Below are 20,500 nucleotides of genomic sequence, written 5' to 3' on the forward strand. Positions count from 1 at the left end.
ATCCAGTGAGAGATACCGATGCATCCGATGCTCAACATCGCCGTGCGCGCAGCGCGCAAGGCCGGAAATTTAATTGCCAAGAATTATGAAACCCCGGACGCCGTCGAAGCCAGCCAGAAAGGCAGCAACGACTTCGTTACCAATGTTGACCGCGACGCAGAACGTCTGATTGTCGAAGTGATTCGCAAATCCTACCCGCAACACACCATCATCACCGAAGAAAGCGGTGAGCTGGTGGGCGACGATCAGGATGTTCAATGGGTAATCGATCCACTGGATGGCACCACCAACTTCATCAAACGTCTGCCCCACTTTGCTGTTTCTATCGCCGTGCGCATCAAAGGCCGCACCGAAGTGGCGGTGGTTTACGATCCAATGCGTAACGAACTGTTCACCGCTGTACGCGGTCAGGGCGCGCAGCTTAACGGCTATCGCCTGCGCGGCAGCACGGCGCGTGACCTCGACGGCACCATTCTGGCTACCGGCTTCCCGTTCAAGCTGAAGCAGCACGCCACGCCGTTCATCAACATCGTGGCAAAACTGTTTACCCAGTGCGCTGATTTCCGCCGTACCGGCTCTGCTGCGCTGGATTTGGCCTATGTGGCCGCAGGTCGCGTTGACGGTTTCTTTGAGATTGGCCTGAAGCCATGGGATTTCGCTGCCGGTGAACTGCTGGTGCGTGAAGCGGGCGGTCTGGTGACCGATTTCACCGGTAACCACGGCTATATGCTGTCTGGCAACCTGGTGGCCGGTAACCCGCGTGTGGTGAAGGCGATGCTGGCCAGCATGCGCGAAGAACTGAGCGAAGCGCTGAAGCGCTAAGCAAAAAAAGGCGGCTAAATCAGCCGCCTTTTTTATTACTGACTTTGTTACCGACGCTCGTGGGTTAACACGGTGCGCGGCTGGGTACGCCGACCGACACCGCCGAGGACCGCTGCCAGCACCGCCTCGATCAGCATCATGAAGAAGGCAAACCAGCTGGCTTTCGCCGTTGCCGCCGCGGCTTTCTCTGCGGCTTCACGCGCTTTCTGCTCCGCTTCCTGCTTCAGTTGCTGATATTTCTGCATCGCCTGTTGATAGCTCTGCTCAGTCTGATTAACGATCTGCTCCGCTTCCTGATCGCTTTTTCCGGTCCGCGCTTTAATAATGTTTTTCAGCGCATCACGGTCTGCAGCCTGCAGCGTATCGGCATGACGACTCAGTACACCACGGATCCAATTGGCAATATCATTGTCGGCATTCTGTGGATTCTGTGCCGTCTGTTTCGCCTGGTTTTGCGCATTATTCGCTTCGCTATTTACATCCTGCTGTAAATTTTCCGGCTGCAGTTCCGGTTTGCCGGTTTGACGCAGCGTGGTTTGCAATTCATTTTGCAAATCATCCAGGTTGATATTATTTTCCTGCAGCTTCTCTTTCGCCATATTGGTCACCGATGGCGCTACCGCAGAAATACCGTTCCCCAGGGCATTAAAACCGGAGCCTAAAATATTAAAGGCGCCGCCGATAATACCGCTGGCAAGTGAAATCGCCAGCCACAGCGTAATCAGGGTACTGACACCAAACATCAGCAGACCGTGCAGCGCACCTTCGCGCTGAGCCAGCCGTCCGGCAACGTAGCTACCGACCGCCAGCGCAATCAGCATGCTGGCCCCGGTCCAAATCAGCGCCCCTGTCCCCAGGTGTTCCAGCGGATTTTGTTCCTGCTGGGGATCGATGGTCGTGGCGCCGATCGCGGTTCCCAGCAGCCCCAGTAAAATATGAATGATTAATGCCGCAATCACCCCTGCAAATACGGCACTCCAGGAAATGCGTTTCAACGGTAAACCGCCGTGCGTTTCCACCACCGTTTCCGTGTTGCCATTATTAGTCCAGGTTTCAGGCATATTTATTTCCTCACAAACATTGACGATAAAGAGTAACGCATATAAGAGCACACCCTGTCCTTTTTGATATTATCTAGCGTAGACAGAGAAAACTCTTTTCACCAGATCGTCGGGCAAGAGAAATTAAACTCTGCGTCGCGGGCAAAAAAAAACGCAGCATATTCAGGGAACATGCTGCGCTTATTTTTTAAAGCGTATTAATTAAAAAGGACGCAGACCGCCACCGAAGCCGGGCGTAGCACTGTGCCATAAAATAAAGCCGGCCAGCAGCAACAGCAGGCTGCCAGCCAGCATCACGGCCGGCAACAACCACTGCGCAGTCCCTCTGTTGCTGACCCTGCCGAGGCGCACCGCCAGCACGCGCGAGCGCTGCACCAGCAAACCCAGCAGCGACACGGTGAGCGCGGTGCCCAGCGCCATGGTCAGCGCCGAGGCCACGCCCCAGCCATATACGCCAATCACTTTGGCAAACAACAGCATCATAATGGCACCGGAACAGGGCCGCAGCCCCATCGACAGCACCACCAGCGCCTGGGTTTTGCCGCTCACCGCACCGGCCAGCTGTTGCGCGCTCGGCAGGTGGGCATGACCGCAGCCGCAGTCAGCATGGTGCTGATGATGCGGCCGTACCGCGCGAATCTGGAGCCCGGTTGCCGGACGGAACGCGCGGCGTAACCCCTGTAGCGCGCGCCAGCCCACCCAGACGCCGAGCGCCATCACCAGCAAATAGCTACCTTTCTCCAGCCAGTAACTGGTGAGATGCAGCTGGCGCGACGAGGTTTGCAGCACCACCAGCATCAGCGTCACCAGAGCAATTGCCACCGCGCCCTGCAACAGCGCCGCCAACAGCGTCAGCTTCATGCTGGTTTTCAGCTGCGCCGGATGGGTGGCGAGAAAGGTGCTGATCACCACTTTGCCGTGGCCCGGCCCCAGCGCATGCAGCACGCCATAGGCAAGGCTAAACAGCATCAGCGTGACACCGGCCTGCTGCGGCTGCTGCGCCACCTGTTGCAGGAGCTGCGTCATCTCACGGTGCAGAACCTTCTGCCACAGTACGCTTTGCAGCAGAATCTGCGGCCAGTGCAGCCACACCATCCCGCCCGCAGAAATCAGCAGCGCAGCCAGCAGCCACAGCGGCCACCAGCGACGGGAAGCGCCAGGCAGTGAAATCAACGACATGTCAGGGTTACCGTCTGGGCAAACTGCTGGCCGAGATCCATATCCTCGGGTGGTGCGTCAGCTTTATCCAGCGACAGCGCGTACTGTTTTAGCGAGTCATCCGGTTTGGGCGTGTGTAAGTCAAACTGGCAATGGGCTTTCACGGTCTCATCCATGGTGATGGCTTGCGGATTGTCATAATACATATCAACAAAGTAACTGGGATCGAAGGTCTGGATGCGATACTGCCTGGCGCTTAACGACTGCGGTTCGCCGAACGGCACAATGAACTCCAGCACTGCTTTGTTGCCCTTGCGCGACAGCTGATACTCCTGCGGCAGGTTGAGAAATTTCACCCGATTTTTATCCTGCCACACTTCGGTAAAATAGTGCTGGCCCAGCACATTGGCCATTACCTGTGCCGCCAGCTTTTTCCACACCACCTCGCCGGGTTTGGCGTTGCCGGCATCGTACAGCAGATCGGCGGAGGTGATCTCGTCCATGGTCCATACCATCTTCATCGCGCTGAGATGATCGTCCTTACCGAGCAGTTCGGTCTGCATATCAATAAAGCTGTGTGGATGCGCCCACACGGCGCCGCTGAACAACAGCGTAAAGCTAACGAACGCAATTTTCATATGTTATAAAGTAACAAATTTTAAAGTCAGAAGGATACCGGGCCAGAAAAAACTGTGACCCGCCCTGAAGCTCTGAACAAAAGTCATGACAAAGGCCAGGGTCAGCGCGTGGAGTTGGCTATTCTTAGCTGAAAAATGACCTGCGGATAACACGATTGATGAGTTCAGCGCATTCTACTGCTCCCCTCTTCAGCCGCGCCCAGCGTCGTTGCCATCTGCTGTTGCTGCTGTTTCTGCCTGCTCCCGCGTTAACGCTTGAAAAGCTCTGCCAGTTGAATGGCGTGGACCCTGTTGTCGCCCGACAGGATATCGCGGATGTCGGAGATGAGATACAGCGCTTTCACCAGCTGGAATTACACCAGATGGTGGATGGCAGCTTTCGCATTCATGGCACGGAACTGGACCGGCGTCTGTGCCTGCTGCACTGGCTGCGCCGCGCGCTGCGCCTGTCGCAGGATTTCGTCTGCACGCATTTTGCGCCGGCACTGCGCCAGCGGCTGAAGGTGCTGAAAATTGAGAAAGCGCTGTGGGATGAAACCAATCTGCAGGCGCTGATCCAGCATTGCAGCCTGCGGCTGGCGCGCGATTTCACGCCGCGCGACCGGCTGTTTCTGCAAATCTTCATGAAATATGCGCTGTGTCAGCGTCAGACGGCGCTGTTCAGCGAGCGCCAGCGCGCCTGGCTGGCGGCGAAGATTGAACGTAGCGCAGCGGATGACGTGATCCATCACTGGCAGAAACGTTGCCATCTGGCACCGGACGTCAGCGAAACCGATTTCTGGACGCTGCTGTTCAGCCTCATTCACGCGCCAGACGGCAGCCAGCTGGCAGATGGTCAGGCACACAAGCTGATGGCCGCGGTGGAAGCGCTGATTGCCCGCTTTGAGCAACTGGCGCAGACGCGCATCAAAAATCAGCAGCAGCTGAAGCTGCAGCTCTATACTCACCTGGCGCAGGCGCTGGATCGCAGCCACTTTGCCATCGGCATTGATAACAGCGTGGCGCTGGACGTGGCGCGTCTCTATCCGCGCCTGCTGCGCACCACGGCGCGTGCGCTGCAGCACTTCAGCAGCGATTTCGGCACGCAGTTTAGCGCGGAAGAAGTGAGCCTGGTGGCGGTGCAGTTTGGTGGCTGGCTGATGCAGGAGAGCGCGCTACAGGAGAAACAGGTGCTGTTACTGACCGGCGCTGACGCGGCGCTGGAACAGCTGCTGGAGCAGCAGCTGCGGGAAATGATGCTGCTGCCAATCAATATTACCTATCAGGATATGCTGCACTTTCAGCGTGAGGGCGCACCGCGCGATGTGGCGCTGGTGGTGACGCCCTACGCCACCGCCCTGCCGCTCTACTCGCCGCCGCTGATCCACGCTGAGCTGCCGCTGAGCGATCACCAGCAGCAGCGCATTCGTCAGCTGCTGGAGTCTTAAGCTGCGCGTGGCCGCAGGAATAGCGCCGGCAGCGCCACCAGCGCCATCACCCAGAACAGCTGGCCGTGCAGGTGAGTAAACAGCACGCCGCACACCATCGTCATCACCGCGATGCCGCCGCCCATTGCCAGCGCCGAATAGAGCGACTGCAGACGAATCACTTCTGCGCCTTTGCGCGCGGCAATAAAGCGCATCGCCGCCAGATGGCAGACGGTAAAGCTGCCGCAGTGCAGAATCTGCGCCACAATCAACAGCGGTAGCGCTGTGCTGACACCCAGCAGCGTCCAGCGCACCAGCGCGCACACGCCGGACAGCAGCAGCAGTTCGCGCGCGCTCCAGCGGCGAAACAGCCGGTTACTCAGGGCAAAAATCACGATTTCGGCCACCACGCCCAGCGACCACAGGTAGCCCACGACCGACGCGGAATACCCCGCTTCCTGCCACCAGATGGCACTGAAGCTGTAATACGCGGCGTGCGCGCCCTGCATCAGCGTTACGCACAGCATGAAACGCCAGACGCTGTTCTCGCGCAGCAGGTCGCGCCACGCCGCCCAGCCCCCGCTCGCGCCCTGGCGTAGCTCACCCTGCGGTCGGGTTTGTGGCGGCAGCAGCATGCCGGAAAGCATCGCCAGCGCGCCTGCGCTCAACAGCAGCAGAATCACCTGCGATGACCAGGCGCTGACCAGCATACCGGTGAGCGCCGAGCTGATAACAAACGCCAGCGAGCCCCACAGCCGTACCGGACCATAGGCCAGCCCGATTTGCTGTGTCCAGGTGGCCGCCAGCGCATCACTCAGCGGCACCAGCGGCGAGAAGAACAGGTTAAAACCAATCATCACCAGCAGCAGCCATAGCCATTGACCGCCGAGCCAGAAACCGAGCGCGAACAGACAGGTCGCCAGCGCCAGCAGGCGCAGCGCAACAATCAGCTGCGCGGGATTTTTCACCTGCGAAGCAATCAACAGGCTGCCGGCAAAGCGCGCCACCATGCCACAGCCGAGCAGCAGGCCAATTTTTTCCGCATCCAGCCCGTTGCCTTTCAGCCACACGCTCCAGAACGGCAGATAGATGCCATAGCAGAAAAAGTAGGTGAAGTAGCTCAGTCCCAGCCACCTGGCCGATCCGATGGTCATGTTTCCTCCTGTTGACGCTCCGCCGTGCGCGGAATGGCCGTTACTTTCTCAAAGCCGCCTGCGAAAGGGAATAAAAAAAGGATGGCTTGCGCCATCCTTCTTCACACTGCGGATTTAGCGCTTATCAGGCATAAACCGGCAGACGGGCACAGATATCCAGCACTTTCTGTTTGGTGCGCTCGATAGTGGCTTCGTCGTTGATGTTGTCGAGAACGTCAGCGATCCAGCCCGCCAGTTCGCGCACTTCCGCTTCTTTGAAGCCGCGACGGGTCACTGCTGGCGTACCGATACGCACACCGGAGGTCACAAATGGGCTCTTCGGATCGTTAGGTACGCTGTTTTTGTTCACGGTGATGTTAGCGCGGCCCAGAGCGGCATCCGCCTCTTTACCGGTCAGACCTTTGCTCACCAGATCGATCAGGAACAGGTGGTTGTAAGTACCGCCTGAGACGATGTTGTAACCGCGCTCCAGCAGCACTTCCACCATCGCTTTGGCGTTCTTCGCGACCTGCTGCTGATAAGCCTTGAACTCCGGCTCCATGGCTTCTTTGAACGCGACGGCTTTACCGGCGATAACGTGCATCAGCGGGCCGCCCTGACCACCCGGGAACACCGCGGAGTTCAGTTTCTTGTACAGCTCTTCGTCGCCGTTTTTCGCCAGGATCAGGCCACCGCGCGGGCCGGCCAGCGTTTTGTGCGTGGTAGAGGTCACGATGTGCGCGTGCGGTACCGGGTTCGGATACACATCAGCAGCGATCAGACCGGCAACGTGGGCCATATCAACAAACAGCCAGGCGCCGATGCTGTCGGCGATTTCACGCATTTTTGCCCAGTCGCACACGCCAGAGTAAGCAGAGAAGCCGCCCACGATCATTTTTGGCTTGTGGGTCTGCGCCAGTTCGGCCAGCTCTTCGTAATTGATTTTGCCGGTTTCATCGATGCCGTAAGGGATAACGTTGTACAGCTTACCGGACAGGTTGACCGGCGAACCGTGGGTCAGGTGACCACCGTGTGCCAGGTTCATGCCCAGAATGGTGTCGCCCGGCTGCAGCAGCGCGGTGTACACCGCGAAGTTAGCCTGGGAGCCGGAGTGCGGCTGCACGTTAGCGTAATCCGCGCCGAACAGCGCTTTGGCGCGATCGATCGCCAGCTGCTCAACGATATCCACATATTCACATCCGCCGTAGTAGCGTTTGCCCGGATAGCCTTCGGCATATTTGTTGGTGAGCTGTGAACCTTGCGCCTGCATAACGCGTGGGCTGGTGTAGTTTTCCGAAGCAATCAGTTCAATGTGCTCTTCCTGACGCACCTTCTCCTGCTCCATAGCCTGCCACAACTCGGCATCATAATCGGCAATGTTCATATCACGCTTTAACATCCGCATCTCCTGACTCAGCAACTTTTTAACGGCAGTTTAAGCCCCGGCTAAGGGGCGAAGGCCAACAGTGTAAACGGTTTTGCCAGGGGACGGTAGCGCCAATCCCCTCTTTTTACGCAAACGATTGGCAAGGCGCTGGCACGGGATTTTTACGCTTTTTAGCCGGGGAAGAAAACCGGATATTTGTTCATCAGCAGCGGGAAAATTTTTCAGCTTTGCGCGCCCGCCAGCAGATTGTCACTCGTCACCCCAGACAAAACGGGGGATTTACAGTGCGCGGCAACAGGCATAACATGCATTTAAAATACATGTTTAAAATTACTCTGAGGATCAGCCCATGCTTGACGCGCAAACCATCGCCACCGTGAAATCTACCCTGCCCGCGATTGCTCAACTCGGCCCGCAGCTGACCGGTCACTTTTATCAGCGGATGCTGACGCAGCATCCCGAGCTGAAGAACGTGTTTAACATGAACAACCAGCGCAGCGGCAATCAGCGTGAAGCGCTGTTTAACGCGATCTGCGCGTACGGCAGCAATCTGGAAAACCTCGCGGTGCTGCTGCCGGCAGTGGAGAAAATTGCGCAGAAGCATGCCAGCCTGAATATTCAGCCGGCGCAGTACGCGATTGTCGGGGAAAATCTGCTGGCGACGATTAAAGAGCTGCTCAATCCAGGCGATGAAGTACTGGCGGCGTGGGGCAAAGCCTATGGCGTGCTGGCTGAGGTGTTTATCCAGCGTGAAGCAGCAATTTACCGTGCGTCGGAAGAAAAGGTCGGCGGCTGGCGCGGCGCGCGCGATTTTCGTATCCGTGCGATTACCGCGCAGAGCTCGGTGATCAAAAGCATTGAGCTGGTGCCGAATGATGGAGAGCCGGTGGCGGACTTCCTGCCCGGCCAGTATCTGACCCTCAGTCTGCGCCCGGCGGACAGCGACTACATTCAGCACCGCCAGTATTCGCTAACGCATCTGCCGGATGGCAAAGCCTATCGCATTGCGGTGAAACACGAAGCGCAGGGCAGCGTCTCCGGCTGGCTGCATCAGCATGCGAAGGTCGGCGATATCGTGCAGTGCGCCGCGCCGGCCGGGGATTTCTTCCTGCAGGCAGCAGCGCAGACGCCGGTGACGCTGATCTCAGCCGGCGTCGGGCAAACGCCGCTGTTAGCCATGCTGGCCAGCCTGGCGGAGCAGCAGCATTCGGCCGCGGTATGCTGGCTGCACGCCACCGAAAACGGCGCGCAGCACGCGTTTGCTGATGAGGTCGCGGCGCTGGGTGCGCAACTGCCGCGCTTTAGCCGCCACGTCTGGTATCGCCAGCCGCAAGCTAACGACGCGGGACGTTACGACGCGCAAGGCCTGATGGATTTAGCCACCGTCTCAACCGCACTGACCCGGCCCGAGGGTCAGTTCTGGATTTGCGGCCCGCTGGCATTCATGCAGTTTGTTGCGCGCCAGTTGACCGATGCCGGCATCAGCGCCGAGCGCATTCACTACGAGGTGTTCGGTCCGCACAAGGTGCTGTAAATGAAAAAGCCTGCACGCGGCAGGCTTTGTGTCTGGTGAGGAGCGAAGGGCTCAGATGGCCTCTTCGTCTTCCTCGCCGGTACGAATACGCACGACGCGCGCCACGTCAAAGACAAAAATTTTGCCGTCGCCGATTTTACCGGTCTGCGCGGTTTTCATGATGGTTTCTACGCAGGTATCGACGATATCATCGCCCACCACCATCTCGATTTTCACTTTTGGCAGAAAATCGACCATGTATTCGGCACCGCGGTACAGCTCGGTGTGGCCTTTCTGACGTCCGAAGCCTTTCACTTCGCTGACCGTCATCCCGGTGATGCCCACTTCCGCTAAGGCTTCACGCACATCATCGAGTTTGAATGGTTTGATAATTGCATCGATCTTTTTCATCACAGATCCTTTTTTCGCTCCCTCCATGATGGACGGGTAACTATGAGTATAAGTGTTCCTGACGCTGCCGCAGCAAGCTACTCTTTAAATTCGCTGGCGTCCAGTTCGTGGCGCGACAGCAGCTTATAAAACTCGGTACGGTTGCGTCCAGCCAGACGCGCCGCATGCGTCACATTACCTTTGGTCATCTGCAGCAGCTTGCGCAGATAGTTAAGCTCAAACTGGTTGCGTGCTTCGACAAAGGTCGGTAGCGCCGTGTTCTCGCCAGCCAGCGCCTGCTCTACCAGCGCGTCACTAATTACCGGCGACGTAGTAAGCGCCACGCACTGCTCAATCACGTTGACCAGCTGGCGCACATTTCCCGGCCAGCTGGCACTCACCAGCCGTTTCATCGCATCGACCGAGAAGCTGCGCACAAACGGTTTGTGGCGATCGGCCGACTGGCGCAGCAGATGGTTGGCCAGCAGCGGGATGTCTTCGGCGCGTTCATGCAGCGCCGGGATCCTGAGATTTACCACGTTGAGACGATAGTAGAGATCTTCGCGGAAGCTTTTCTTCTCCATCGCCTTCGGCAGATCGCGGTGCGTGGCAGAGATGATGCGCACGTTGATGTCGAGATCGCGGTTGCTGCCCAGCGGGCGCACTTTGCGCTCCTGCAGCACGCGGAGAAGTTTTACCTGCAGCGCCTGCGGCATGTCGCCAATCTCATCGAGAAACAGCGTGCCGCCTTCCGCCGCCTGAAACAGCCCTTCGCGCGCGCTCACCGCCCCGGTAAACGCGCCTTTGGCATGACCAAACAGCTCCGACTCCAGCAGCTGCTCCGGCAGCGCACCGCAGTTAATCGCAATGAAAGGTTTACTGGCGCGCGGGCTGGCGGCATGAATCGCCTGCGCCAGCACCTCTTTGCCGGTGCCGCTCTGGCCGTTAATCAAAATGCTGACGTCGGATTGCGCCACCATGTGCGCCTGCTCCAGCAGCCGCAGCATCAGCGGATTACGCGTGACGATCGCTTCGCGCCAGCCGTCGTCGCTGACCGGCGCGCGCTGCGCCAGCGCTTCGTCAATCGCTTTGTATAGCGCATCGCGATCGACCGGTTTGGTCAGAAAGCTGAACACGCCCTGCTGCGTGGCGGCTACCGCGTCCGGAATCGAGCCGTGCGCGGTCAGGATGATGACCGGCAGTCCGGTATGGCGCTTCTGGATTTCAGCAAACAGCGCCAGGCCATCCATTTCATCCATGCGCAGATCGCTGATCACCAAATCGACTTTCTCTTTCTGCAGATGACGCAGGGCTTCCGGCCCGCTGGCCGCGGTCGCTACCTGATAGCCTTCACTGCTGAGACGCATACCGAGCAGCTTGAGTAAGCCCGGATCGTCATCCACCAGCAGTAAGCGTGCGGCCTGTTTCATGATTACTGCTCCTCGCTTTGGGCATCGCTGGCACCGTGTGTGCTGTCGCCGCTGTCCGGCGCTTTGCGCGATGACAGCTGACGCTCGATGTCAGTCAGTCGCTGCAATTTACGCTGGGTATCGTCCAGCGTTTGCCGCAGTTGCGTTTGCTGCTGACGCAGGCGATCCAGTTCGGCGTCATTGCTTTGCTGCAGCGCGGCGTAGCGGCCGCGCGCCTCGCTCAGCTCCAGCTGCGCGGCCTGGTTACTGCGCCACAGCTGCAGCAGCGGACGCACCGCCGCCGGATAATCCGCGCTGTAGCTGTCGAGCGTATCAACGTACTGACGGCGCTCCACCGGCGTCACGTTGCCGTTCGCCAGCAGGATGCCCTGCTTAAAGGCGCGCGCCCAGTTCTGTACCGGCCAGCGCCGCGCTTCCGCCCGCGCTTCGGCCGCCGACAGCCGCTCACCGCAGTCGATAGCGCGCTGCCAGTAAAGTGGATTGCTCATGGCCGCCGGTGCTTCAATCTGCCAGACATTCTGGCAATCGGTGGCCAGATAATCCGCCAGGCGCACGTCCGGCTCCGGCAGGTTCACCGCACCGCGCGGCGTACTGCTCTGGGGTGGCGCCTGACAGGCGCTCAGGCCGATGGCGATCAGTGCGCCGACGAGAAATCGGCTGGATGTGAGTTTCATTAATCAGGCATTCCCGGCGCTGGTAGTCAAAATGATACGAAAACAGACGTCCGCGTCCGTGCGCGTGACCAACTGCAAATCACCCTGCATCCTGCGCAGGCAATCTTTGGCGATGCTTAATCCCAGCCCGCTGCCTTTCACCGGCCCTTTGCGCTGCTGGCTCCCCTGATAAAAGGGCTCAAAGATCATCGCCTGCTCTTCAGCCGGAATCGGCGTGCCGGTGTTCGCCACCTCAATCCACACCTGGTTGCCCTTCTGCTGGCTCTGCAGCCAGATGTTACCGGATTCGCTACCGTAGTTCACGGCGTTCGAGTAGAGGTTATCAATCACCCGCTGCAACAGCGTCGGTTCCGCCAGACAATAGCGGGCCTGCAGATCGATATGCGTATGCATCTGGCGCGCGCTGGCGGGCAGTGAGTGCACCCTGACGACGCTATCAATGATAGCGTCGATAGCCACCGGTTCCAGCCGCATTGGACTCTCCGCCAGCCGGCGATTGTAGTCGAGCAGCTGTTCAATCAGCCGCTGCAGATGACGGCTGCTGGTGTCGAGAATGGCGACAACTTCCTGCTGCTCCGCATTGAGCGGGCCGGCAACCTGGTCGGCCAGCAGTTCGGTGCCTTCGCGCAGGCTGGCCAGCGGCGTTTTGAGTTCGTGCGACAGGTGGCGCAGAAACTCATGCCGCTGTGCCTCCAGCCAGCTAAGACGTTCGCTGAGCCAGACAATGCGCTGTCCCAGCGAGCGAATTTCGCGTGGCCCGCGAAAACTGACGCTATTGCCCAGCGTTTTGCCCTCACCCAGCCGGTTGATCATGCGTTCGACGCGCTTAACCGGGCCGATAATCATGCCGGTGAACAGCAGCACCAGCACCAGACTGATCAAAAACAGTATCAGCGCCTGCCAGCCAAAAAACTGGCCGCGATCGGCAATTTCGCGCTGCAGCTGCAGGCCGCGTGAAAACACCACTTCGCGCGTGGCCTGCACCATGCGAGTGTTGGCGGCGGAGAATGCCTCCAGCGCGCTCGCCGCCGGTGCCAGCAGATTGCCGTTATCACACTGCAGCTTTTCCAGCTGCGGCAGCGCGCTCTGCAATATTTTGAACGTTGGCAAATCGGGCAGGCTGGCGGCATGGCTGCTGAGCATCTGGCCGTAGCGGCTCCACTGCGTTTGATACAGGCGTGCCAGACTGGCATCGCCCAGCACACAATACTGACGATAGCTACGCTCCAGCTCCAGCGCCGTGCGCGCCATCGCCTCGCTGCGACGCACGTCGGTGAAGGTGTTGCGGTTGGTGTCCGCCGCCTGATCGCTCAGCGCCGACAGGCTTTCCCACGCCTGCCATGCCAGCACCAGCAGCGGCAGCAGCACCAGCAGAAAGGCCATTAAAACCAGTTGCCGCAGGGATCGGGGAAACAGACGCCATCTCTTCACAACCGCGCTTCCTTTGAGGTGAGTTGCAGGCATGCTAGCGAAGTCCGGCAAGGTTAGAAAGGCTGAAAACGAAAACGGCAGGCCTTTTGGCCTGCCGTGAGAGCGACGCCGCAGCATCGCCTGCAAAATAGGTGGAGCCTAACTCAACGTTGCGTCCGGTGCTTGATAACGTTGCAAAGCAAGCGATTATCGGTTGGGTGGACGGCAGGCTCCGTTTGGTGCGTCATTCGGTATTTTATGAGCTCAACCGCAGTGCGGGGCAATCATAGACAGGAGAATGAGCAACGTAATGATTATAGCAACTATCGTGCCAGAAAATAAATAGCCTTGTTAATCAGCATACTGCCAGCTCAGAGAGGGAATTAACGACGCTTTCGGACCGGCTGGTCTGGAAAAGTGTCGCCGATTAGCAACGGCTTTAACGCGCTAACTTCGCACCCATAAAAAACAACGATTTAAATGTCACCTTTTAGCGACAGTTCAGTTATGGGATTGTCGTCATTTTCCGACATGCCACAGAGGTCAGCGAATCACAGCAGATCGAGAGCAGTGCCCACGCGACAAAAAATAAAAAAGGCCGCGTTGAGCGGCCTTTGCACGGTGCCCGTGAATGGGCACCGGTAAGAGACAGGATTCAGGTTTAACCCAGCTGCTTGCGCGCGTTGCGGAAAATCCGCATCCACGGGCTGTCTTCGCCCCACTCCGCCGGGTGCCACGAATTGCTGACGGTGCGGAACACGCGCTCCGGATGCGGCATCATAATGGTGACGCGCCCGCTTTCGTTGGTCACAGCGGTGATGCCGTTCGGTGAGCCGTTCGGGTTCGCCGGATAGGTCTCGGTGACCTTGCCGAAGTTATCGACGAAGCGCAGCGCCACCAGCCCTTTCGCTTCCAGCTCAGCCAGATGCGCACCGTCACGCACTTCAACAAAACCTTCACCGTGCGAGACGGCAATCGGCATGCGAGAACCGACCATACCGTCCAGCAGCAGTGACGGGCTGGCAGCCACTTCCACCAGGCTGAAGCGTGCTTCAAAGCGCTCGGACTGGTTACGCACAAAGCGCGGCCACAGCTCGCTGCCCGGAATCAGTTCACGCAGATTCGACATCATCTGGCAGCCGTTACATACGCCCAGCGCCAGCGTCTGCGGACGATGGAAGAAGTTTTCAAACTCGTCACGCACGCGGCTGTTGAACAGAATCGATTTCGCCCAGCCTTCGCCCGCACCCAGCACGTCGCCGTAGGAGAAGCCGCCACAGGCGACCAGCGCGTGGAACTCCTCCAGACCACGACGGCCCGCCAGCAGATCGCTCATGTGCACGTCAACTGCGGTAAAGCCTGCGCGGTGGAAGGCAGCGGCCATCTCAACGTGCGAGTTCACGCCCTGCTCGCGCAGCACGGCAACGCGCGGACGCGCGCCAGTGGCGATCATCGGTGCCGCCACATCCTCTTCCGGACGGAAGGTCAGCTGCACGTTCAGGCCAGGATCGTTATCGTCTTTCTTCGCTTCATGTTCCTGATCGGCACAGGCCGGGTTATCGCGCAGGCGCTGCATCTGCCAGGTGGTTTCAGCCCACCAGGTACGCAGGGTGGTACGGCTTTCGCTGTACACCGCGCTGTCGCCGGAGCGGATAACAAAACGGTCGCCCGGCAGCGCTTTACCGATGACGTGAACATTGCTGCTCAGACCGTGATCGGCAAATACTTTTTCCACGGCCGCGCGGTCGGCAGCATTAATCTGCAGTACGGCGCCCAACTCTTCCGTAAACAGTGCTGCCAGCGCATCGCTGCCCAGCGCGGCGATATCCGCCTCAACACCGCAGTGGCCGGTGAAGGCCATTTCAGCCAGCGTGACCAGCAGACCGCCATCCGAGCGGTCGTGGTAAGCCAGCAGTTTCTGCTCGCTGACCAGCGTCTGAATTGCATTGAAGAAGCCGGCCAGCTGCGCGGCATCGCGCACGTCGGCCGGCTTGTCGCCCAGCTGGCGATACACCTGTGACAGCGCCGTGGCGCCGAGGGTGTTAGCACCGTTGCCGAGATCCACCAGCAGCAGCAGATTGTCGCCTTCCGGCTGCAGCTGTGGTGTCACGGTGCGACGCACATCTTCAACGCGTGCAAAAGCCGTAATGACCAGCGACAGCGGCGAGGTCATTTCGCGCTGTTCAGTGCCCTGCTGCCAGCGGGTTTTCATCGACATGGAGTCTTTACCCACCGGAATGGTGATCCCCAGCGCCGGGCACAGCTCTTCGCCCACCGCTTTCACTGCGGCGTACAGGCCTGCGTCTTCGCCCGGGTGACCGGCTGCAGCCATCCAGTTTGCCGACAGCTTCACGCGCTTCAGTGAACCGATCGCGGTCGCGGCCAGGTTGGTCAGCGCTTCGCCCACCGCCAGGCGGCCGGACGCGGCGAAATCAAGCAGCGCTACCGGGGCACGTTCGCCCATGGCAAACGCTTCACCGTGGTAGCTGTCAAGGCTGGCAGTGGTCACGGCGCAGTTCGCCACCGGGATCTGCCACGGCCCGACCATCTGATCGCGCGCCACCATGCCGGTTACGCTGCGGTCACCGATGGTCACCAGGAAGGTTTTCTCCGCCACGGTTGGCAGGTGCAGCACACGGTTTACCGCATCGGCAATGGTAATGCCGTCCCGCACCAGCGCGTCACCTTTAGCCTGCTGGCTGGCCACGTCGCGCGTCATTTTTGGCGTTTTACCCAGCAGCACGTCGAGCGGCATGTCGATCGGTTTGTTATCGAAGTGGCTGTCGGCAAGGTTCAGGTGCTGCTCTTCGGTCGCTTCACCAATCACCGCGTACGGCGCACGTTCGCGCTGGCACAGCTCATCGAACAGCGCCAGTTTGTCCGGCGCAACCGCCAGCACATAACGCTCCTGCGACTCGTTACACCACACTTCCAGCGGGCTCATGCCTGGTTCATCGCTGAGGATGTCGCGCAGGTTGAAGTTGCCGCCGCGGCCGCCATCGCTCACCAGCTCAGGCATGGCGTTAGACAGGCCACCGGCACCAACGTCGTGAATAAACAGAATCGGGTTGGCTTCGCCCAGCTGCCAGCAGCGGTCAATCACTTCCTGACAGCGACGCTCCATCTCCGGGTTGTCACGCTGCACAGAGGCGAAGTCAAGATCGGCATCCGACTGGCCGGACGCCATCGAGGACGCCGCGCCGCCGCCAAGGCCGATATTCATCGCCGGACCACCCAGCACAATCAGCTTCGCGCCAACCACGATTTCACCCTTCTGCACGTGATCGGCGCGGATGTTACCAATGCCGCCGGCCAGCATGATCGGCTTGTGATAGCCGCGCAGCTCAACGCCGTTGTGGCTGTTGACCTGCTCTTCATAAGTACGGAAATAGCCGTTCAGCGCCGGGCGACCAAATTCGTTGTTGAACGCGGCGCCGCCTAACGGGCCTTCGGTCATGATATCCAGCGCGGTAACAATGCGATCCGGCTTGCCGAAATCCTCTTCCCACGGCTGTTCAAAGCCGGGAATACGCAGGTTGGAAACCGAGAAGCCGACCAGACCCGCTTTCGGCTTCGCGCCGCGTCCGGTGGCGCCTTCGTCACGAATTTCCCCGCCGGAACCGGTGGCGGCGCCCGGCCATGGCGAAATGGCCGTCGGATGGTTGTGGGTTTCCACCTTCATCAGGATATGCGCGGCTTCCTGATGGAACTCATATTCGCCCTGCTGCGCATCCGCGTAGAAACGCCCGACCTCGGAGCCTTCCATCACCGCGGCATTGTCTTTATACGCCGACAGGACGTGTTCCGGATGCTGCTCAAAGGTGTTTTTAATCATTTTAAACAGCGACTTTGGCTGTTTTTCGCCGTCGATAATCCAGTCGGCGTTAAAAATCTTGTGACGACAGTGCTCGGAGTTCGCCTGGGCGAACATATAGAGCTCGATGTCGTTCGGATTGCGGCCCAGTCTGGTGAAGGCATCGAGCAGGTAATCAATTTCGTCATCGGCCAGCGCCAGGCCGAGCGTGCGGTTAGCCTGCTCCAGCGCCTCGCGCCCTCCGCCCAGCACGTCTACGCTTTTCAGCGGCTGCGGCTCATGATGCGCGAACAGCTGTTCTGCCGCGCTGAGCTCCGTGAACACGGTTTCCATCATGCGGTCGTGCAGCAGGCTGGCCAGTTGCTGCCACTGCGCGTCAGTCAGCTGCGGTGCCTGTACATAGAAGGCCAGGCCGCGCTCCAGGCGCAATACCTGTGGCAGGTCGCAGTTGTGGGCGATATCGGTGGCTTTCGATGACCAGGGAGAAATGGTGCCGGGACGCGGCGTCACCAGCAACAGACGCCCTTGTGGCGCATGTTCGGCGAGAGAAGGACCGTATTTCAGCAGACGCTGCAGGCGGGCTTGCTGTTCCGCGCTGAGCGGTGCGCTGACATCGGCGAAATGGACGTACTCGGCGTAAATATCACTCACCGGCAGATGAGCGTCCTGAAAGCGGGTCAGCAGTTTGTTTACACGAAATGCCGACAGAGCGGGCGAACCACGCAGAATTTCCATCATTAAAGATCTCTCGTCTTCGAAGCGCCGGGCGACGCTTCATGGGGCGCAACAGGGAAAACGGGCGGTATTATAGAGAAATGGCACGGGTTACGAAACCGTTTGCGCAGAAAAACTGAGCCTCAGGATTTGCCTGAATTTTGCGCAAATCTTGCTATATAAGTTGCCCTGTTGCGCTTTGTTGCGCAAAATGCCCCTCGCTCTGGGAGTGCAAAACAACATAAATACTGCCTTTAAAAGACAGAGGCCTGTGAGCCATTACGAGACAACTATTTGAAACGCTTGAAATTAAATTATCTGTTTATCGGTCTGATCACCGTGCTGCTTGCGCTGGCGCTGTGGCCGTCCATCCCCTGGTACGGGGGCGGAAAAGACGCGTTATCACAGATCAAATCGCGGGGAGTGTTGCGCATCAGTACCGTCAACTCACCGCTGACTTACTACACCATCAATAATGCACCAGCCGGTATGGACTACGAGCTGGCGAAGCGCTTCGCCGATTATCTTGGCGTGAAGCTGGAAGTCACGGTGCGGCCCAACCTCGGCGACCTGTTTGACGATCTCGACGACGGCAAAGCCGACCTGCTGGCCGCCGGGCTGATCTACAACAGCGAGCGCCTCAGCCGTTATCAGAGTGGCCCGAGCTACTATTCGGTGTCGCAGCAGCTGGTGTATCGCATCGACAAGCCGCGGCCCAAAAACCTTGGTGATCTGAAAGGCCGGCTGATTGTGCAGTCCGGTTCAGCCTATCTGTCAACGTTACGTTCCGCCAAAGCGGACAGCTATCCCGATCTCGACTGGGCCATTTCCACCGATATGGGCCAGAAAGCGCTGCTGGAAGCGGTTGCCGACGGCAAGCTTGACTATACCGTGGGGGATTCGGTGACCATCGGCCTGCTGCAGCGCATCCATCCACAGCTGGCGGTGGCGTTTGATATTACCGATGAAGAGCCGGTAACCTGGTATCTGCCGCGTAACGATGACGATAGCCTGAACGCAGCCATGCTCGACTTCTACAGTCAGATGGGGGAAGAAGGCACCATGGCGCGGCTGGAAGAGAAGTATCTCGGCCACGTCGGCACCTTTGATTATGTCGATACCCGCACCTTCCTGCGGGCGATTGATAACACGCTGCCGGATATCAAGCCGCTGTTTGAGAAGTACGCGTCCAGTATCGACTGGCGCCTGCTGGCGGCGATTTCCTACCAGGAGTCGCACTGGAATCCGCAGGCGACCTCGCCCACCGGCGTGCGCGGCATGATGATGCTGACGCGCAATACCGCTGACAGCCTCGACGTGAACGATCGTCTCGATCCGGAACAGAGCATTCGCGGCGGCAGCGAATACCTGCGGCGCATGATGGAAAAAGTACCGGAGACCATTCCGGAAGATGAACGCATCTGGTTTGCGCTGGCGGCCTATAACATGGGCTACGCACATATGCTGGATGCACGCCGGCTGACGCTTAAACAGGGCGGCAATCCGGACAGCTGGGCCGACGTTAAGCTGCGCCTGCCGATGCTGAGCCAGAAGCGCTATTACGCGCAGACCACTTACGGTTATGCGCGCGGCCACGAAGCTTATAACTACGTTGAGAACATCCGTAAGTATCAGATCAGCCTGGTAGGCTATCTGCAGGAGCAGGAGAAACGGCTGGCGCAGCAGTCGGCGCTGGAAGCGGAACTCGGTGCCGGTTATCCGGCCGTCGAACCGAAGATTGCGATGAACTAATCGGCGCGCAGCGCCTGCCGCTGCGCGCGCTTCTGTTCGCGGCGCATACGGAAGAAGTCGCTCAGCAGCGTGGCGCACTCCTCGGCCAGCACGCCATGCGCAATCTCGATCTGATGATTCATGCCCGGATGGCCGATCACATCCAGCAGCGAACCGGCGGCACCGGTTTTCTCATCCTTCGCGCCATAGACCAGACGGGTAATCCGGCTGTGCACCATGGCACCGGCGCACATCACGCACGGCTCCAGCGTTACGTATAAGGTGGTGTCGAGCAGCCGGTAGTTATCAATCACTTTTCCGCCCTGACGCAGCGCCATAATCTCGGCATGCGCGGTGGGATCGCACTGGCTAATCGGCCGGTTCCAGCCCTCGCCAATCACTCTGTCACCCTGCACCAGTACCGCACCGACCGGCACTTCGCCCTGCTCCCACGCACGCCGCGCCAGTTCAAGCGCGTGGCGCATCCAGTATTCATCAGTTTGTGGGTTCAACGGGCAACTCCTGCGGATTAACAAGGCGGCGCATTATAGACGGAATCCAGCTGCGATTCACTCCAGCTGTTGCAGTTCACCGCGCGGCGTCACGCGCCAGCGGTGCTGGCAGAAAAACAGCAGCGGGTTATCCTGCTTGCTGTCGCTGTAGCCGCTGTATAGCTGCAGCGGCGTACCGATTTTTTCCTCGAGCTGCGCCACTTTTTCATGGCCAAGACAGCGCATGGCCAATACCCGGCCGCCACGGCCCGGTTTCATCTGGCTGGCGATCAGCTTCACGCGCGGCAGAAACGCGGAATCAAAATAGACCTGCTCCACCAGTGACTGCGGCGAGCCGGTAATCAGCCAGACATCGGCGTCTTCACTGCTGAGGTAGTCAGTCAGCCGCTGCTGCACCACCGGAAACGCGGTAACGCGCTCGCGAAACCAGCGGGCAAATTCGGCCTCACGCTTGCGCAGCGTGGCCTCACGATGGCCAAAGGTGATAGCCCACAGCAGCAGGCTCATCGGCCAGCGCGCAGCGCGGCCCTTTATCAGCATACCCATGCCGATGACCGGCAGCAGCGGCACCACCAGCACCAGATTGAGCGGCTGGCGGCGCAGCAGATAACGCATAAATGTGCCAAACATGTCCTGCTGATGCAGCGTGCCGTCCAGGTCAAAAAATACTACGCGGCGATGCGAACCCTTTGTCAAACCCGACTCCT

The 20,500-nt window shown here is 59.1% G+C and carries 16 protein-coding genes; 4 read left to right on the forward strand and 12 right to left on the reverse strand.

The window, feature by feature from the left end; translation table 11 throughout:
* Positions 1-18 precede the first annotated feature (18 nt).
* On the forward strand, positions 19-822 hold the full coding sequence (suhB, locus tag OXR61_RS14560) for an inositol-1-monophosphatase (RefSeq protein WP_021506546.1): 804 nt from the start codon (positions 19-21) through the stop codon (positions 820-822).
* 47 nt (positions 823-869) lie between these two features.
* Here suhB and OXR61_RS14565 read toward each other — a convergent pair whose 3' ends face one another.
* The 3 genes from OXR61_RS14565 to OXR61_RS14575 all read right to left on the reverse strand — a co-directional run bounded on the left by OXR61_RS14565 (position 870) and on the right by OXR61_RS14575 (position 3,679).
* Positions 870-1,883, reverse strand: a complete 1,014-nt coding sequence (locus OXR61_RS14565; protein WP_021506545.1) for an MFS transporter — start codon at positions 1,881-1,883, stop codon at positions 870-872.
* A gap of 201 nt (positions 1,884-2,084) precedes the next feature.
* On the reverse strand, positions 2,085-3,062 hold the full coding sequence (locus OXR61_RS14570) for a nickel/cobalt transporter (protein ID WP_021506544.1): 978 nt from the start codon (positions 3,060-3,062) through the stop codon (positions 2,085-2,087).
* Positions 3,053-3,679: a DUF1007 family protein gene (locus OXR61_RS14575; protein ID WP_021506543.1), complete on the reverse strand. Its 627-nt coding sequence runs from the start codon at positions 3,677-3,679 to the stop codon at positions 3,053-3,055. Before OXR61_RS14575 ends, OXR61_RS14570 begins: the two co-directional genes overlap by 10 nt.
* 158 nt (positions 3,680-3,837) lie before the next feature.
* Here OXR61_RS14575 and csiE point away from each other — a divergent pair, with 158 nt between their 5' ends.
* Positions 3,838-5,106: a stationary phase inducible protein CsiE gene (gene csiE, locus OXR61_RS14580; protein ID WP_031279388.1), complete on the forward strand. Its 1,269-nt coding sequence runs from the start codon at positions 3,838-3,840 to the stop codon at positions 5,104-5,106.
* On the opposite strand, the gene OXR61_RS14585 is transcribed toward csiE, so the two are convergent.
* Together OXR61_RS14585 and glyA are read right to left on the reverse strand one after the other, a co-directional pair.
* Positions 5,103-6,239 (reverse strand): 3-phenylpropionate MFS transporter, encoded by a 1,137-nt coding sequence (locus OXR61_RS14585; RefSeq protein WP_021506541.1) that lies wholly within the window; start codon positions 6,237-6,239, stop codon positions 5,103-5,105. The genes csiE and OXR61_RS14585 overlap by 4 nt on opposite strands.
* 124 nt (positions 6,240-6,363) lie before the next feature.
* On the reverse strand, positions 6,364-7,617 hold the full coding sequence (glyA, locus tag OXR61_RS14590) for a serine hydroxymethyltransferase (RefSeq protein ID WP_021506540.1): 1,254 nt from the start codon (positions 7,615-7,617) through the stop codon (positions 6,364-6,366).
* Between the two features lie 337 nt (positions 7,618-7,954).
* On the opposite strand from glyA, the gene hmpA reads away from it, so the two are divergent.
* Complete coding sequence (hmpA, locus tag OXR61_RS14595; RefSeq protein WP_021506539.1) at positions 7,955-9,139, forward strand: NO-inducible flavohemoprotein; 1,185 nt, start codon at positions 7,955-7,957, stop codon at positions 9,137-9,139.
* A gap of 51 nt (positions 9,140-9,190) precedes the next feature.
* Here hmpA and glnB read toward each other — a convergent pair whose 3' ends face one another.
* The 5 genes from glnB to purL all read right to left on the reverse strand — a co-directional run bounded on the left by glnB (position 9,191) and on the right by purL (position 17,574).
* Entirely contained in the window at positions 9,191-9,529 is a 339-nt protein-coding gene (glnB, locus tag OXR61_RS14600; RefSeq protein WP_007886217.1) for a nitrogen regulatory protein P-II, read from the reverse strand.
* Between the two features lie 77 nt (positions 9,530-9,606).
* Entirely contained in the window at positions 9,607-10,938 is a 1,332-nt protein-coding gene (gene glrR / locus OXR61_RS14605; RefSeq protein WP_241798358.1) for a two-component system response regulator GlrR, read from the reverse strand.
* 2 nt (positions 10,939-10,940) lie between these two features.
* Positions 10,941-11,612, reverse strand: a complete 672-nt coding sequence (gene qseG / locus OXR61_RS14610) for a two-component system QseEF-associated lipoprotein QseG (RefSeq protein ID WP_021506537.1) — start codon at positions 11,610-11,612, stop codon at positions 10,941-10,943.
* A gap of 3 nt (positions 11,613-11,615) precedes the next feature.
* Positions 11,616-13,043: a HAMP domain-containing sensor histidine kinase gene (locus OXR61_RS14615; protein ID WP_031279384.1), complete on the reverse strand. Its 1,428-nt coding sequence runs from the start codon at positions 13,041-13,043 to the stop codon at positions 11,616-11,618.
* Between the two features lie 640 nt (positions 13,044-13,683).
* Positions 13,684-17,574 carry a phosphoribosylformylglycinamidine synthase gene (gene purL, locus OXR61_RS14620; protein WP_021506535.1) on the reverse strand — a complete coding sequence of 1,297 codons (3,891 nt, stop codon included), beginning with the start codon at positions 17,572-17,574 and terminating at the stop codon, positions 13,684-13,686.
* A 270-nt stretch (positions 17,575-17,844) separates the two neighbouring features.
* On the opposite strand from purL, the gene mltF reads away from it, so the two are divergent.
* Positions 17,845-19,302, forward strand: a complete 1,458-nt coding sequence (gene mltF / locus OXR61_RS14625) for a membrane-bound lytic murein transglycosylase MltF (protein ID WP_021506534.1) — start codon at positions 17,845-17,847, stop codon at positions 19,300-19,302.
* Here the strand turns inward: mltF and tadA are convergent.
* The gene (gene tadA, locus OXR61_RS14630; protein ID WP_071813580.1) at positions 19,299-19,793 is read right to left on the reverse strand and encodes a tRNA adenosine(34) deaminase TadA; all 495 of its coding nucleotides are present in this window, start codon (positions 19,791-19,793) and stop codon (positions 19,299-19,301) included. The two genes, mltF and tadA, sit on opposite strands and share 4 nt — an antisense overlap.
* A gap of 57 nt (positions 19,794-19,850) precedes the next feature.
* Positions 19,851-20,489 carry a phosphatidylglycerophosphatase C gene (gene yfhb / locus OXR61_RS14635; protein WP_021506532.1) on the reverse strand — a complete coding sequence of 213 codons (639 nt, stop codon included), beginning with the start codon at positions 20,487-20,489 and terminating at the stop codon, positions 19,851-19,853.
* Positions 20,490-20,500 lie beyond the last annotated feature (11 nt).

The sequence above is a fragment of the Pantoea sp. GM_Pan_4 genome (genome assembly GCF_026541005.1).
Lineage (GTDB): Bacteria > Pseudomonadota > Gammaproteobacteria > Enterobacterales > Enterobacteriaceae > Pantoea > Pantoea dispersa.

Excerpts from the sequence above, each read along its gene's own strand:
- OXR61_RS14585 (WP_021506541.1), bottom strand. The coding sequence starts at position 6,239 with ATGACCATCGGATCGGCCAGGTGGCTGGGACTGAGCTACTTCACCTAC.
- OXR61_RS14570 (WP_021506544.1), bottom strand. The coding sequence starts at position 3,062 with ATGTCGTTGATTTCACTGCCTGGCGCTTCCCGTCGCTGGTGGCCGCTG.
- OXR61_RS14565 (WP_021506545.1), bottom strand. The coding sequence starts at position 1,883 with ATGCCTGAAACCTGGACTAATAATGGCAACACGGAAACGGTGGTGGAA.
- hmpA (WP_021506539.1), top strand. The coding sequence starts at position 7,955 with ATGCTTGACGCGCAAACCATCGCCACCGTGAAATCTACCCTGCCCGCG.
- glnB (WP_007886217.1), bottom strand. The coding sequence starts at position 9,529 with ATGAAAAAGATCGATGCAATTATCAAACCATTCAAACTCGATGATGTG.
- csiE (WP_031279388.1), top strand. The coding sequence starts at position 3,838 with ATGAGTTCAGCGCATTCTACTGCTCCCCTCTTCAGCCGCGCCCAGCGT.
- purL (WP_021506535.1), bottom strand. The coding sequence starts at position 17,574 with ATGATGGAAATTCTGCGTGGTTCGCCCGCTCTGTCGGCATTTCGTGTA.
- qseG (WP_021506537.1), bottom strand. The coding sequence starts at position 11,612 with ATGAAACTCACATCCAGCCGATTTCTCGTCGGCGCACTGATCGCCATC.
- glyA (WP_021506540.1), bottom strand. The coding sequence starts at position 7,617 with ATGTTAAAGCGTGATATGAACATTGCCGATTATGATGCCGAGTTGTGG.
- OXR61_RS14575 (WP_021506543.1), bottom strand. The coding sequence starts at position 3,679 with ATGAAAATTGCGTTCGTTAGCTTTACGCTGTTGTTCAGCGGCGCCGTG.
- suhB (WP_021506546.1), top strand. The coding sequence starts at position 19 with ATGCATCCGATGCTCAACATCGCCGTGCGCGCAGCGCGCAAGGCCGGA.
- glrR (WP_241798358.1), bottom strand. The coding sequence starts at position 10,938 with ATGAAACAGGCCGCACGCTTACTGCTGGTGGATGACGATCCGGGCTTA.